Source organism: Alteromonas sp. CI.11.F.A3, assembly GCF_032925565.1.
Lineage (GTDB): Bacteria > Pseudomonadota > Gammaproteobacteria > Enterobacterales > Alteromonadaceae > Alteromonas.
Genome location: NZ_CP136708.1, coordinates 1,547,449 through 1,561,052, shown reverse-complemented (window position 1 = coordinate 1,561,052; position 13,604 = coordinate 1,547,449). Strand labels below are relative to the sequence as shown.

Sequence of the window (13,604 nt, the reverse complement as noted above, 5' to 3'; positions counted from 1 at the left end):
GAATTAGGCAATCAGTTGTCACCCAACTGCTCTGCCGTCGCACGCACATTATTCGCATTTTCAACGAACTGAGCCGCTAGTGTCGTATCTTCAAAAAGATAGTTGAAGTCAATATAATCACCCTCTCCTTCATCAGAAACGAATACCGAGAATCCAGTAGTACTCAAAGAGAGATACAATCTACCGTCAATATCTATGCTCCCATCATCATTCAACGCATAGGCGAAACTATTGTCTACTTCTGAGTAAGTGCTGTCGGTATAGATGACCACATTGGTGCCATCAAACTGTAAATAAGTGGCAGACCATTCACCGTTTTGTGATGCGTCTACCAACACTAGACTCTTATCTTTTAACGAATCAAACGAAGCAACTGAAGTTCCGTCTCTTAACACCGTTTCATAATCATCAGCCTCTTGCTGAGTTTCAAAAAACGGAACTGGCGCACCTAGATAAGCGCCAATCGCAACGCCGTCAGACGCTAGCAAGAATGCTTGAAGTGCATTCGGCGCCGTAACATCTTCTGCCTGTAGAAGAATACTGTTATCTGCTGCAACTAGGTAACTTCCACTTTCACGGCCTTGCGGTAATCCTTCGAAGGTTTGCGTATACGTATCGTCGGCTTCTAGGCTCAATGCTATTGATGCGTCTTCTACCGTATACAACCCGTTTTGCTCAACACCATAGATTGTTGTACCTATGAAATCTGAGGGTACTACTAAGTTCACAAATGCTTGAGGGGGTAGCGCTGGTAAGTGCGGGTGTTCAGGCAGTGTTACGGTTACAGGACGGTTCGCCTGCTTAGACACGCGGCGGTTATCTTGAGTAAAGTAATCAACGATGCCATCGAATCCGCTGCTGCCATCTTGTTGATTGAAATCAAATTTGTGCAGATTTGTAATATGATAGGCATCGCCAACCTGAGCAAATACCGACCATGTTCGACTGTTGTATAAGTAACAATCCGCAGATTCGTTGAAACAACCAGGCCAACTATAGTCAGTAAAGCGGTAGCGATTTATTTGTAGTTCCCCATTCGCTTCCACTGACCAATTACCATACATCACCAAAATTTCTTCTGTTGAAATTTTGCCGTCACCGTTGTAATCACCGACTTCAATGGTATAGGCCTTTCCATTCGGCCAAAGCTCCCACCAAAATTCATTAAGGCTGTCTCCATCAAAGGCGTAAGTATAGATACCGGGTACAGATGCCACGTCGAACTTATCTTCATCGGTTATCGCGCCTCCAGCATCTACTTTATATGAATCGCGTTGTCCGTCTGACGAGATTCCGCTAACCGCATAAAGATTATTGTCGCTTGAGTCGGTTAGCTGCACATAAGACAGTGTTGTTCCGTCATCAAATGTAATGACAAGTTCGTTGATATCAGGTTTTAACCCGTAAGGTTGCTTCACCCATGTAAAATCATTATCGACAACACGGGTATTACCCGTCCCGTCTTCGTTAAATTCAAACGTGTCTGAAGACCAATTGAAGGTAAATAAGTTATTGTTATCAGGTTCAAAAAAAGAAGAAGTCACGGGTAGTGATAACGCCTTATTGTCGGCACTATCAATGGTAATTTCTGTGGCGTTATTTAAGGTAATTGCCGTAACTTGCGAAGGATCATCGATAATATTGTGAATGTCTTCCAATTCACCATTGGGGTAATACTTTGAGTAAAGCGACGTCACTTCAAACGTTACTACTCCATCTTGCTCACTTAGCGGTAAAAAAGTGATTTCATGGTAATCATATCCTACTTCAACTTCCTGAATAACCCCGTTAACGTCGACAAATTCACTTTGCGAGAACCGATAAACGCCCTCATCAAATTCCAACGTCATCTCACTGTTATCGCTAAATCGTTCAGCTTCAAACGTGCCTAAATAGTTGCTATAAGTCGCCGTCGTATCACTGGTTAACGTAAGCTTTTTGCCAGGATAACTAATTAAAGGATTGTAGTAATCAAGCAAAAAGTAGGTGGTAACCGATGAGTCTAAATCACTATCTACTAGCTCTGGGTCTGCAATAATTTCTTCGTAAGCTGACGCATAAGCCTCGGTATCTTCAATGGTTTCAATATAGGCTGTGGAAGCTTCGGGATTTTGGGCTAGTGCTAGCGTATCAACTATACCGTCAGGAAGGGCTAGGCTGGCATCATCGCCCGCTTTATCTATTGCCACCTTAATCGCGGTGGCTAGCGCAAATTTCTCTTGTTGTGAAACTCGAAGATTCAGTGCCGCTAGTGTTTCGTCATCAACGATGGGGGCGCCCAGATTTTCTCGCTGCATTAAACCGGCGTTTGCAGTGGTAACGTTGGTCACATTCACGCCGAAAAAATCATCTTTCGTTACCTCGCCATCACCAGTAGAAGCCTCATTGAGTGCTTCAACCGACCCCAGCACTGACATAAGTTTAGCTTGCGTTTGCGATCCTACACCACTGGCTACAATCGACACCATTTTATCAGTCGCATCGTCATCCACACTCAGTGTGGCGGTATAACTTCCATCACTACCGGCTGTCACTTCCTGTTGCTCATCACCCACGTTAATAACAACGTTTGCATCAATAATAGGGGAATCAGTCACTAGCCCTACTAACGTCAATTCTACGTTTTTCTGGAGTACATTTACGTTAACCGTTTCGGTCGTCGTCTCACCTTCATCATCTTCTACGGTAAGGGCAAAGGATAAAGTTTCATCGCCCTCTACTGATGGTGCAACAAAGGAAAGCGTTGCGGTAGTCGCCCCGCTTAGCTCAACCTCGGTACCGCCCGTTTGAACCCACAAATAGCTGGCAATTTCACCGTCGTCTTCAGCTACCGCATCAATAGAGTGAGCCTCTTTCTCTTCTACTTCTTGTGCTGATATTGAAATTGTCGGCGATGCGTTGATGTGAGTAACTGTGACAGACACACTATCTGTGGCAGTCGCCCCAGCATCATCAGTAACAGTCAGTTCGAACGTAAGTGTTTCGGAAGGTTTCACATCTGGGGCGGTAAATTCAGCAGAAGCTTGGTCGGCATTGGTTAACGTCACCGCTACGCCTTCGGTTTGCACCCAACTATAGGATGCAATTGTACCGTCATCATCAATACCACTACCGGATAGTGTAACCTGCGTATTCTCATCAACGGTTGCATCCTCACCGGCTTGAGCGACGGGGACAACATTAACGACCTCTTCATTAACCGCCTCTTCTTCATTTACAATAACATTTTCTTTATCATCGTCGTTACAACCTGACAAGGCTAGTACCAGTGATGCAGCAATAATGCTTTTCTTATAATTTGCTCTGATGAACATGAAACACTTCCTTATACTTTTTATTGGTTAAACATTAAACTAAAAAAGCATAAACCTAATCGCCCGCCCCTTTCCTTCCTTAAATCGCGCAACTTGTTCATCACACAGGTGAAAATTGCTATCGCAAAGCGCTGCAAAACCAAAAACATAAAAAGAATAGTAAAAACGAAAAAATTAAATTTTATTTTGGAAAATACCTGCGCATTTTCTTTCTACCGCGATAAGTGGAATAAAAACACAATACCGTCATAGCCAATTTCAAGTAGGTTAAAGGCAATGAAGGTAAGTGAGGCAGAACGAAAAATACGGTTCATGGTGAAATTTGAACAACAGCTTAGCTGTGAAATAGATAGAAGAGCGCTGAGTCACGACATGTGTGATATACGGGTAAGTAATATGGCCAACGCCCTAAATATGGATGTGTCGACCCTTAGGCGATTATGCCAGAAGCATTACGGGAAATCGCCTAAAGCTTGTATAGATACAATGCGTATTGCAGAGGCGAGGAAATTACTTTTAGTGGGTGAAAGACCTTCCACTATTGCCGATAAGCTAGGCTTCTATGAACACAAAACCTTCTCTACCTTGTTCAAAAAATACGAAGGTGTGAGTCCCGCAATTTATACCCAAACCGATAGTACGAAGGCCTTCGCGGCAAGCCGTTAATAGGTTGTCGCTACGCCTTCGCACGGCCTAATATCACAGACTGATAACACAGATTAATAACACGTGATTATTCTTAGGTGTTTTTAGATGTTATTAATGCGGATTAACTACCGTAAATCGCTCATCGGACACAGCCCAATAACCTGAGTCACTTATAATAAGTATTTTATAGGCATTTCCTTGACCATTAAATTGCGCTGGATCTAGCCCATACTCTCCCGAGTTGGGTGTCCTACTTGTCACTAAGTACCAACGTCGTTTCATCACAGTAGTGATCTGCGCATTGCGTCCGTTGCCAATATTAATAGGGTTGTCGTGAAGTACATATATCCCTACGGCATCGCCTTTTAACGCGGCATTGTCCCATTCAATAGTATTACGCTCGCCCACATTATAAACCTCAGACGCTTCAGGTTTACTGACAGCATCAACGAGTAAACGGGGATTGATGGTATGGGTAATGCCGTTATCTATCGCAGTGCCATTTAGTACACCAAACGAGCCATCGCTCAGTGACCAATAGCCTTGATCGGATACCATCATTACCTTAAAGCCCTGCCCGCCATTTGCCATAAGAAAGAAAGGATCTATCTCTACTTCGCCCGTGTTAGGTACTTGCTTAGCAAACATCTGCCAGCGCAAGCCTTGTATGTTTTCAAATGAATCAAACGCTTTGGCTTCAAAATTTAGCTTATGATTGATATACAAAGAAATGCTTTCGCCTTTAAGGGCATCTTTATTCCACTTAAAAGTAAAAGGCGTGCCCATTTTAAGGCTGTCCCCGTGGGTTGGCGCGGTTACCCCTACAACTCTTCGATTACTTACTAAGCGATTTTGCCCCTCTAACACCATCATATGAAGGGTCTTAAAATCAGGTGCGATTAATACCTCAGGGGGCAAAATACTGGCAAGCGTATCGCCATACTCTTTGCTGATGGGAAGCGAGCTCGATGTTGCTAACACTTCCTCTGCTTTTTGCTTCTCCCCTTTAACCGCATACGCCGAAGCCAGAGCTAAGTGTCTTTCGATATCATCGTTTTGAGTATGTGTGAGCCCATACTCAATCGCGAAATCAGTAAATCCTGCACGTAAAGCAGTATGGATAATATAGGCGGTATGCTCACCCAAGGTATCTTTCGCGGCCAATGCTTGAATATCAGTTTGCTTCACCGCAGATCCCAAACCTATTTCACTATTCAATGCCACCAGCGAGGAGAAAAAAAAGAAAGACGCCGTTAAATTTTCGTTGGACGCGCCGTCACTATTTTTCGGCGCTTTTATTTCCGCTGCCTTAATAACCGATAGCGCGCGTGTGAAATCATTAACAAGGTATAAGGCTATTGCTTGTTTTAACTTTAACCGAGCACAATGGCTTTGTTGTTCACACAAGGCTACCGCAGATTCTATAAAAGACACACTCTGAGCATACATTTTGCCGTAGGCATAATAGTTGTGTTGCTGCTCATAAACTTTTATCAGTTGATTTTCAAACAAGGGCGTTAGTGCAAGGTAAATACTTTGCTGCTTACTAAGTAAAAACTCTACCACAAGTGGGTCGTCTATTAGCGCCGCGGTTTCCAGTAAATACCCATATAATTGTGCGAGCTCTGGATTGGTTGCATTGTAGGCTTGCTCACCTAATGCCAGTGATGATTTCATTCGTGCTGCTGCGCTATCCATATCGCCGTGTTTAGCTAACGCTAATGATTTCATACCTTCAAACCATGCTTTTTGGTGGGTAGGCGTATCTGACGGCAAGGGCTCCTCAACCCTGGTAAGTAACGTAGCAGGCTCGTGTTTAAGCAAAATTTCCCATTGGAATTTTTGCAGCCTAAACTTATCTTCCGGCAACATTTGCTTGTCGAATCGGTTTAGAAGACTCGCTAAAGTATCTAATACTTGTGCGCTTTGCGTAACGGCATAATGAAGCTGAGCGTTAAGGAATTCGCTTTCAAAGGTATTTGGGAAGTCGTTATTATGTTTTGTAAGCCAGTGGGTTGCGCTGTTCAAATCACCGCGGTAATAGGCTATTTTTGCCTGCATCAATGCACCACTCGTGTCTTGCGCATCCAGTCGCTCAATAACGTACTTTGCCTTTTCTACATACCCTAAGTTCAATAACGTTTGAGATAAGGTGGCCACAATCGATGCACGGGTTTCGCTATCGCTCAGCGATGTCGAAAACGCGATATCAACACCATGGTTAATAAAATCAGCGGCACTTAATGCCCCGCCGCCTTCTGATTGTGGTGAGTGCGCCAAAAATAACTCGTCGTAAAAAGAAAGTGTCTGCTGTGTTTTCTTAGATTCTTGTAGTAACGACTTATTTTGCATAAATAGTGCAGCAGCCCCTAACGCTAGTACACAAGGGATGATTACGGCTGATAACGCAGTTGCGGGCGAACGTTGAAACCATTTTTTGTAGTAATATGGCTTGCTGCTTTTAAACCACTTAAGTGGCCGATTGGCGAATAAGCATTCCAGTGCATCGCTAAATTGCTCGGCACTTTGAAAACGATCCTTTGGTTCACTGGATGTCGCTTTTTGAATGACCGCCTCAAATTCAGCATTGGTTGTATGGTGCTGAAACATAAACGCCATCACTTTACCTAGCGCATAGATGTCATCGGTCACCTTAGCTTGATTGCCGCTTTGTTGTTGCGGGCTGGCGAAATCGTTACTAACTGCAGTTAGCTGTTGGTTATCTGGATGGCTTAACGAGTGAGAAATACCAAAGTCGAGTAACTTTGGTTGGTTGTGTTCATCCACAATAATATTCGACGGTTTAATATCAGCGTGAATAATACCGCTTTGATGCGCTTCAAATAGGGCACTACACAGCTTAATTAAAATTGAAAGGTAGGCATTCGTGGCGTGCGACAGGTTCTGTTTATTTGAAATTGGCGCTTCAGACAAAAGCGCGCCATCAATGTATTCCATTACCAAATAAGGAATGTTCTCTTCGGTAACATCAATGGTATAAATTTTAGCGATGTTAGGGTGATTTAAATTGGCTAAATGCTGTGCTTCTCTTTGTATAAAGTTATCGCCCGCTAAATCGGCAATCGATGAGTAAACGAATTTAATCGCCACTTTTTGCTCAATTAACCCATCATTTCGCTGACCTAAATACACCGCTCCCATTCCGCCCTGGCCAAGCTTGTGCTTCAGCAGATAAGGGCCAACTTGTTTACCTTCTAGGGATTTCGCGTGATTATCATCACACAGTAAATCGGCTTGAGCACCCACTAACTGTGTGAAGCCACTTCGTTGTTGATTCGCATAATGGGCATCGATCAATGCCAAGGTTTCAGCGAATATTGGGGCTTCTTTTGGACATAACTGCGATAAATTTTCGCGCATTTTAGCTTCATCCAACCCAATAAGGTGCTGAAAAAAGAGTAAAGCATTTTCAAACTTCATGAATAGCTCTTTTGATTTAACTGAACAACATTATGGCGGGGTGAACTAAGCGGCTTCGCACTGAACCCGAAGGTAGGCTTTCGCCGCCGACAATTCGTTGTAAACCGTAGATTCGCTTAAACTGAGCTGCGAGGTTATTTCGCCTACATTTTGCCCTAGATAATAGTGAAGAAGCGCTATTTGGTAACAACGCTTAGATACATTTTCGAGTGAAGATAACGCATTGTCGAAACTAAGATATAAACCTGAGTCAATAGAAGCGTCGGTTATCTGTACCACGTCATCAAAATCGTTAGTGCGTTTTTTCGCAGAGCGCTTTTTAATTTCATCTTGCAACATCCAGCGCACAAACACCGCGAGCGAAGCATAAAACTGCTGCCTGTTTTCAAAAATTTCATCCGGCGCAGTCAGTTTAATAATGACATCGTGAAGGAGTGAGGTGGTATTAGGAAGCTTGTCGAGCAGGCTTAGCGTATTGTCAGACTCCGCTTTTTTGCTGATCTGCTTTTTCACCATGCCTTTCAAATGATAGTAAACAATACTACGAAGCTGATTGGCACTTTTTAAATCGTTATTAATTACCCAAGCGTTTAACACTTCGGTAAATTCGCCGCTTGTATCCCTCAAATGAACATCTTCCATACTGCTGCCTAGCGCATTGGCTAATCACTTTAATTACCAACATAGAAATAATATGGCGATTAGTCAACGCTTAAATGCACTTTATCTTAAGTAATAATTCAAAAAACCTAAACTCAACTGAAGTATAATCATTTATTATTACTAACAATCACTTACACTCATCAATTAGGATACTTAATATAGATTCCCCCCTCGTAAAGGCTTGAGATAGCGAACTTTTAAAAATAATTCGACTAAGAAAATCGGCGGTATGGAGGCCTTTAAGCATTTCGACTTTTGCGTGTATAAGCGAACGCCAATACCCTTCATTATTTAAAAAAACTTGCTTCTTAGCGTCACTAAAAACAAACTCCCCACAATAGCATTAACAATAAAGAGGCAGTGATGGCTTTCGAATTAAAAATTGAAAACAAGGTAGCACTTATTACCTTTGATGACGGGAAAGTAAACGCAGTAGGCTTTGCCCTTATTGATGCGTTGAATAACGCATTAGATGAGGCTGAACAAAAAGCAGATGCCGTGGTGATGTATGGCGGTGCCGATAAGTTTTGCGGTGGCTTCGACCTTTCCGTGATGAAAGCTGAAGATAAAACCGAACAAGTAAAATTAGTGCAAGCAGGGGCCGACTTGATTGTAAGGCTTTACAGCTATCCTAAACCCCTTATTGTTGCCGCTGAAGGCCATAGTATCGCATTAGGGGCAATATTCTTGATGGCCGCTGACTTGCGTATAGGTAAAGATGGTGACACTAAATATGGTTTAACAGAAACCGCTATCGGCATGGTTTTACCTGCGTTTGGTATGGAACTGGCGAAGTCACGTTTAGCCCCTACTTCTTTAACCGAAGCGTTGCTCTTTTCGCGTGTATATCAAGGGAAGGAAGCAGTAAAAGTGGGCTATTTGGATGCAGCAGTACCTCAAGAGCAAGTACTTGCTACCGCAATGGGCTATGCTGAAAAACTTAAAATGTTGCCTGCGAAAGCGTTTGCTGAATCGAAGCTACAACTTCGCAAAGAAACGCTATCTAAAATGCGAGGCTAAACAAAAAACTAAAATGGCACCGAAAAGGTGCCATTTGCTGCTCGCGCAGTTCCACTATTTTCACCACTTAACGAAGCGCGCTTCATTGCGTAGCCGTTGGGCAATTTAACTAATGCACTGCACCTGAGGTTTCTTCAATTTTCGCTTGAAGTTCTCCTCGCAAACCCAACTCGAAGCCAAGTTCTGCAACCACAAACAACGGACCAATAGCCAAGCCCATAATATCGTCTACGAAGGCAGGCTTTTTACCTTCAAAATGATGCCCAACAAATTGTAAAATCCAACCGCCAACAAAAATACCGATTGAAGCAGATAGCCATAACCATGTTGCGCTTTGTGCTAAAGGCTGTGCGATGTAAAGCAAAGCCCCAGTTAACACCACCATAGTTAGGCCAAGTTTCACATCTAACTTTAGGTAAAATACATTACCTATTACCCACACGAACAACGCGGGGCTTAGCAATAATGGCCCTACAATTGGCGCAGTAACTTCAAAAGCCGGGCGGCTTAACAAGCTTAAAAATGCAAAAACGATAAGGGGAATACCAATGTAATGGGTAAAGATATTACGCTGATCTCTATGGTATTTAGCGTACTCACTTAGATGCTGCTCAAGCGTTTTCATTTAGCTACCTATAAACTTTTTCTTATACTGAGGAGAGATTATCGAGAAATAGCACTTCACACTGTCGTAAAGCCGACAGTTAGGTCAAATGGATAGCAAACTAGAAGAGAACGTGGGTAGGCGCGTGAAAGTAATGACACTTACTGAGTCTTGCGTGTCTTGTTGAGAAGTTTAGAAATAGTGCATGGCAAAGTCGACAAAAGTAGGGCGAAGCTCCTAAAAAAGGTTTAATCGCAAAAGCCACTAAAAATTGCCTTATCGCGCAATATAACTTACCTTTTCGAAGACAAAGATAAAACTAAAAATCATTGAGTTATCAATTCTACAAGGATGTTTCATGCGCAAGGCCGTTCGCTTTAGGGTACTTTACTTATTATTTGCCGTTGCTACCTACGTTTTAGGCTTTACCTTATTACCTGAAACCATTAGCTCTTCATTCGACCAGATACTTTCTGCTGGCTTCCTGATTGCCTACTTTGTAATACTGCCCGCTGTTTTTTGGTTTTGCGTAATTAAAATTGGAGAGCAGAAAAAATGGAAGATCATTATTCCGTTCAGTATTGCCAGCGTGGTGGCCCGTTATTCTATGCCCGCCTCTCTTGCTAATTACTTTGAATTTTTAAGCCTGGTACGCTACCCCATTATCGCCATACTGCTTATTATTGAGTTTGTGGTTATTTATCACGTGGTTTCTATGCTTTGGAAATCAAGAAAGCTAAAAGGTGACCCTCGAATTAACGCCTTAATTGACAATATTGATGCAGACGATAAGAAAAGAGAAATAACCTTAATTATGGCTAGTGAACCAGCAAGTTGGTATTACGCTATTCCTAAATTCACAAGAAACCATACTGCTACTTTGGCTAACTTATCCTTACTTAGCGCCAAACGATGGCACTTCGCATTAGTACTGTTAGGTTTAGTTGCGATTACGTGGGTGTCTTATTCTTTGTTAATTTTATGGAGTGAAATTGCTGCCATTATTGTCGCGTCGGTCATTTTCTACGGCATTATCAGTGTGACGGCGAGTCATCGAATTAGCAGGCGCTTTTCTGTTTATTGTCACAACAAGCACCTTATTGTAAATGCCACTTTTTTCAATCTACTTTTTATTCCTTTATCTCACCTTCAAACCTGTGAAGCAGGCGAGTGGGAGTGCGACAAAGAGCAATTAAAAATAGGTCGCGGTATGGCGAATATTAAGCTTACGTTTTCAACCCCCGTTTATTGGTTCACGCTGATGGGTACCTTTTGTGAACGCCCTACCGAAGTCTATTTATGTGTGGATACACCACATGAACTCGTGAATTCTCTAAATACTGGTTACTTAACAACTGGGGGGTTAAGCGCTGGAACAACTAATGACAATATTGATAAATCAGCGTGTGCTTAACGAACACAATACAATGTAGTCAGTAAATCAAGATGCTAATGCGAAGGTGTTTTGAAGCGGCAGTTATTTACAGAGAAGGTATTATAAAAAAGCTGTTTTATAAAAAAACTTTGGCGCGTTTTAAGGCGAAAGGATTTAAGAAGACTTTTAGTGTGGTTAGTTGCTTAATTAATGCGATATATAGTGGGTAAATAAAACACCGCCTTAGCTTGAATAAGCTGAGGCGGTGTTAAGTATTACGCTGCTTTTCTACAGTGCTTTTTTACCGTATAAAACGCTATTACAGAGACGTTTTTAATTCTATACGTGCAGTGGCACCGTCACCAATAGTCACGTTGTTAATACCGCCACCCACAAGGTAATTAGTATCAAATACGTTTTCTACATTTAGCCTTACATCAACTTGTTTACCCATGATATCAGTACGGTATGTCGCACCTATATCAACACGGCTGTAAGCGTCTTTTAGCACAGTATTAGCGTTGTCAGCATAGCGCTCACCTTGGTAAAAGATACCCGCATTCAATGCTAATTTCTCAGTAACTTCGTAGCGACTCCATACCGATGCAGACCACTTAGGTGCATCAACCGGCGTGTTACCTTCAAAGTTCTCATCTTTTTCATACTCAGCATCTAAGTACATCATTGATGTCATCACAAACCATTTATCACTAATCGCACCCTGTGCAGCAAGTTCTAGGCCTCTGTGAGTTTGCTTACCGGATTGAGTGGTAACCGTGGTGTAAAGTGGGTCATTTAATAGCTGCTCTGAAATAAGGGTTCCCGTTTTTTCTATGTTAAATAGCGCACCATTCAACAATAGACGTTCCGACACTTCCCATTTCGCGCCCAACTCTACTTGCTTCGAAGTAGTTGCGTCTAATTCCATACCAAAGTTTTGATCAAGTTCGTTTTCAATGGTTTCACTTGATTGAGGCTCAAACCCTTCTGAGTAGTTCACATAAATTGTGCTGTTCTCTGCTGGGTGATACAACACACCAACTTTTGGCAATAAAGATTCGTTGTCAGCACCTTCACGGCTTTGCTTATCGAAGCGCCCACCAATAGCAACTTGCCATTGATCGTTAAACGTCATCAAATCTTGAAAATACACGCCGTAATAATCGTATTCAGTGGTACTTAAGGTTTCATCATTATTGAAGTTTAAATCTGGCTTGGCAGGCTCTGGTTGCCCTACGGTGTAGGTGATTGAATCCCCTCTTTCGATAAGCTGGCCATAATAATAATCTAGAGCATTTCCACCAATCAGAATATTGTGTTCAATACCGCCAAACGAAACTTCACCGTTAAAATCGATAAACGCGGTTTTAAATTGCCAATCGTCTGAACGATCGTAAGGGTTAGAGGTATAGCTGTTACCAATTTCGTAATCTGAAGGAAGTCGAGGCGATGATTCGAAACGTTGTCTTTCAAACGATTGCTCGTTGTAACCCACCTTCACTTGCCACTCTGGGTTCATGAAATAGGTTAACTTAACCCCTTTGTTTTCAACATGGATATCAGTGAACGCCCACGAGAAGTCGTTAATGGTATTTCTATTACTTATTACGTTAGCATCTTCATCTAACCATGCGCCGGTATCTAAACCCGCTTTATCGTTAGTGCGATCGTAATAAGCATTCACTATTAAGCTGTCGTTAATTTTATGTTCAAGTACCAATGAACCCAGGAAACGATCACGCTCTCTTGTTTCGCCATTTTGATATTCGCGATCAAAATTAACATCCTGCTTTACCAATACCGCGCGATAGCCTGTATCTTCGATAATCTCGCCACCAGCATCCAGCATAAATCGGGTAGAGCCATACTGGTCGGTATCTGCGCTAACTTCCAATAAACGAGATGCAGTTGGTTGCTTGGTTACCATGTTTATTAGGCCACCCGGCGCAGACTGACCGTATAGGATACTTGAAGGCCCTTTAATAACCTCTACTCTTGAAAGCGTTTCGATAGGCTGTTGATAGTGAGACCAGTGCTGGTGTCCGTCACGTAAATAGCCAGTAGATGAACTTAATTCAAAGCCTCGAGAGCTAAATACTTCACGGTTGCGTTGTTTTGAACCCGGTGACAAACTTGCATCGTTATTGAGTACTTCCCCTAACGTGGTGGCAAGCTGCTCATCGATAATAGTTTCTGGAATAACCGTTACGGCTTGAGACGTTTCAAGCAATGAAATATTTGCACGCATGGCACCAGAAGCATCGCCTACTTTGTAGTCGTTAAAGTATGTACCTTTTACATTAATCACTTCTACTTCTTTTTCATTTTCGGCTTTCTCATTCGAGTACACTGGATTTGATAAAGCGACAAGCCCTAAACCCACACCGATAAATAAACGACTACGTTGCATTAAAATTCCTTATTTTTCTAATTTTAAATGCCAAAACTGACACTAACACAAATGATAAACATTCTTATTCCAGAAAGAAAAAAGATAGTACCGTTTTTTTTGTGGAGATAATAGTAATTTAGTGGGTTT

The 13,604-nt window shown here is 42.3% G+C and carries 8 protein-coding genes; 3 read left to right on the top strand and 5 right to left on the bottom strand.

The genetic code is table 11. From position 1 onward, the window contains the following. Window positions 1-11: 11 nt before the first annotated feature. Complete coding sequence (locus tag R1T43_RS06610; protein ID WP_317354192.1) at window positions 12-3,314, bottom strand: PKD domain-containing protein; 3,303 nt, start codon at window positions 3,312-3,314, stop codon at window positions 12-14. A 276-nt stretch (window positions 3,315-3,590) separates the two neighbouring features. Here R1T43_RS06610 and R1T43_RS06605 point away from each other — a divergent pair, with 276 nt between their 5' ends. Next, entirely contained in the window at window positions 3,591-3,980 is a 390-nt protein-coding gene (locus tag R1T43_RS06605) for a helix-turn-helix transcriptional regulator (RefSeq protein WP_317354189.1), read from the top strand. Window positions 3,981-4,073: 93 nt separating this feature from the next. Here the strand turns inward: R1T43_RS06605 and R1T43_RS06600 are convergent, their stop codons facing one another. Together R1T43_RS06600 and R1T43_RS06595 are read right to left on the bottom strand one after the other, a co-directional pair. Next, window positions 4,074-7,403, bottom strand: coding sequence for a serine/threonine-protein kinase (locus tag R1T43_RS06600; protein ID WP_317354187.1), 3,330 nt, complete (start codon window positions 7,401-7,403; stop codon window positions 4,074-4,076). A 45-nt stretch (window positions 7,404-7,448) separates the two neighbouring features. Further along, a complete protein-coding gene (locus R1T43_RS06595; protein WP_211070475.1) occupies window positions 7,449-8,045 on the bottom strand; it encodes an ECF-type sigma factor in 597 nt (198 codons plus the stop codon). Between the two features lie 384 nt (window positions 8,046-8,429). On the opposite strand from R1T43_RS06595, the gene R1T43_RS06590 reads away from it, so the two are divergent. After that, the gene (locus tag R1T43_RS06590; protein ID WP_317354184.1) at window positions 8,430-9,086 is read left to right on the top strand and encodes a crotonase/enoyl-CoA hydratase family protein; all 657 of its coding nucleotides are present in this window, start codon (window positions 8,430-8,432) and stop codon (window positions 9,084-9,086) included. A 109-nt stretch (window positions 9,087-9,195) separates the two neighbouring features. Here the strand turns inward: R1T43_RS06590 and R1T43_RS06585 are convergent, their stop codons facing one another. After that, entirely contained in the window at window positions 9,196-9,711 is a 516-nt protein-coding gene (locus R1T43_RS06585; protein WP_211070473.1) for a DUF962 domain-containing protein, read from the bottom strand. A gap of 337 nt (window positions 9,712-10,048) precedes the next feature. Here R1T43_RS06585 and R1T43_RS06580 point away from each other — a divergent pair, with 337 nt between their 5' ends. Next, entirely contained in the window at window positions 10,049-11,104 is a 1,056-nt protein-coding gene (locus R1T43_RS06580) for a hypothetical protein (RefSeq protein ID WP_317354181.1), read from the top strand. A 280-nt stretch (window positions 11,105-11,384) separates the two neighbouring features. Here R1T43_RS06580 and R1T43_RS06575 read toward each other — a convergent pair whose 3' ends face one another. Next, window positions 11,385-13,475 (bottom strand): TonB-dependent receptor, encoded by a 2,091-nt coding sequence (locus R1T43_RS06575; protein ID WP_317354179.1) that lies wholly within the window; start codon window positions 13,473-13,475, stop codon window positions 11,385-11,387. Window positions 13,476-13,604: the final 129 nt, after the last annotated feature.

What these genes read in the sequence shown, in the direction of transcription:
- R1T43_RS06610 (WP_317354192.1), bottom strand. Translation starts at nt 3,314, where the DNA reads ATGTTCATCAGAGCAAATTATAAGAAAAGCATTATTGCTGCATCACTG.
- R1T43_RS06605 (WP_317354189.1), top strand. Translation starts at nt 3,591, where the DNA reads ATGAAGGTAAGTGAGGCAGAACGAAAAATACGGTTCATGGTGAAATTT.
- R1T43_RS06600 (WP_317354187.1), bottom strand. Translation starts at nt 7,403, where the DNA reads ATGAAGTTTGAAAATGCTTTACTCTTTTTTCAGCACCTTATTGGGTTG.
- R1T43_RS06595 (WP_211070475.1), bottom strand. Translation starts at nt 8,045, where the DNA reads ATGGAAGATGTTCATTTGAGGGATACAAGCGGCGAATTTACCGAAGTG.
- R1T43_RS06590 (WP_317354184.1), top strand. Translation starts at nt 8,430, where the DNA reads ATGGCTTTCGAATTAAAAATTGAAAACAAGGTAGCACTTATTACCTTT.
- R1T43_RS06585 (WP_211070473.1), bottom strand. Translation starts at nt 9,711, where the DNA reads ATGAAAACGCTTGAGCAGCATCTAAGTGAGTACGCTAAATACCATAGA.
- R1T43_RS06580 (WP_317354181.1), top strand. Translation starts at nt 10,049, where the DNA reads ATGCGCAAGGCCGTTCGCTTTAGGGTACTTTACTTATTATTTGCCGTT.
- R1T43_RS06575 (WP_317354179.1), bottom strand. Translation starts at nt 13,475, where the DNA reads ATGCAACGTAGTCGTTTATTTATCGGTGTGGGTTTAGGGCTTGTCGCT.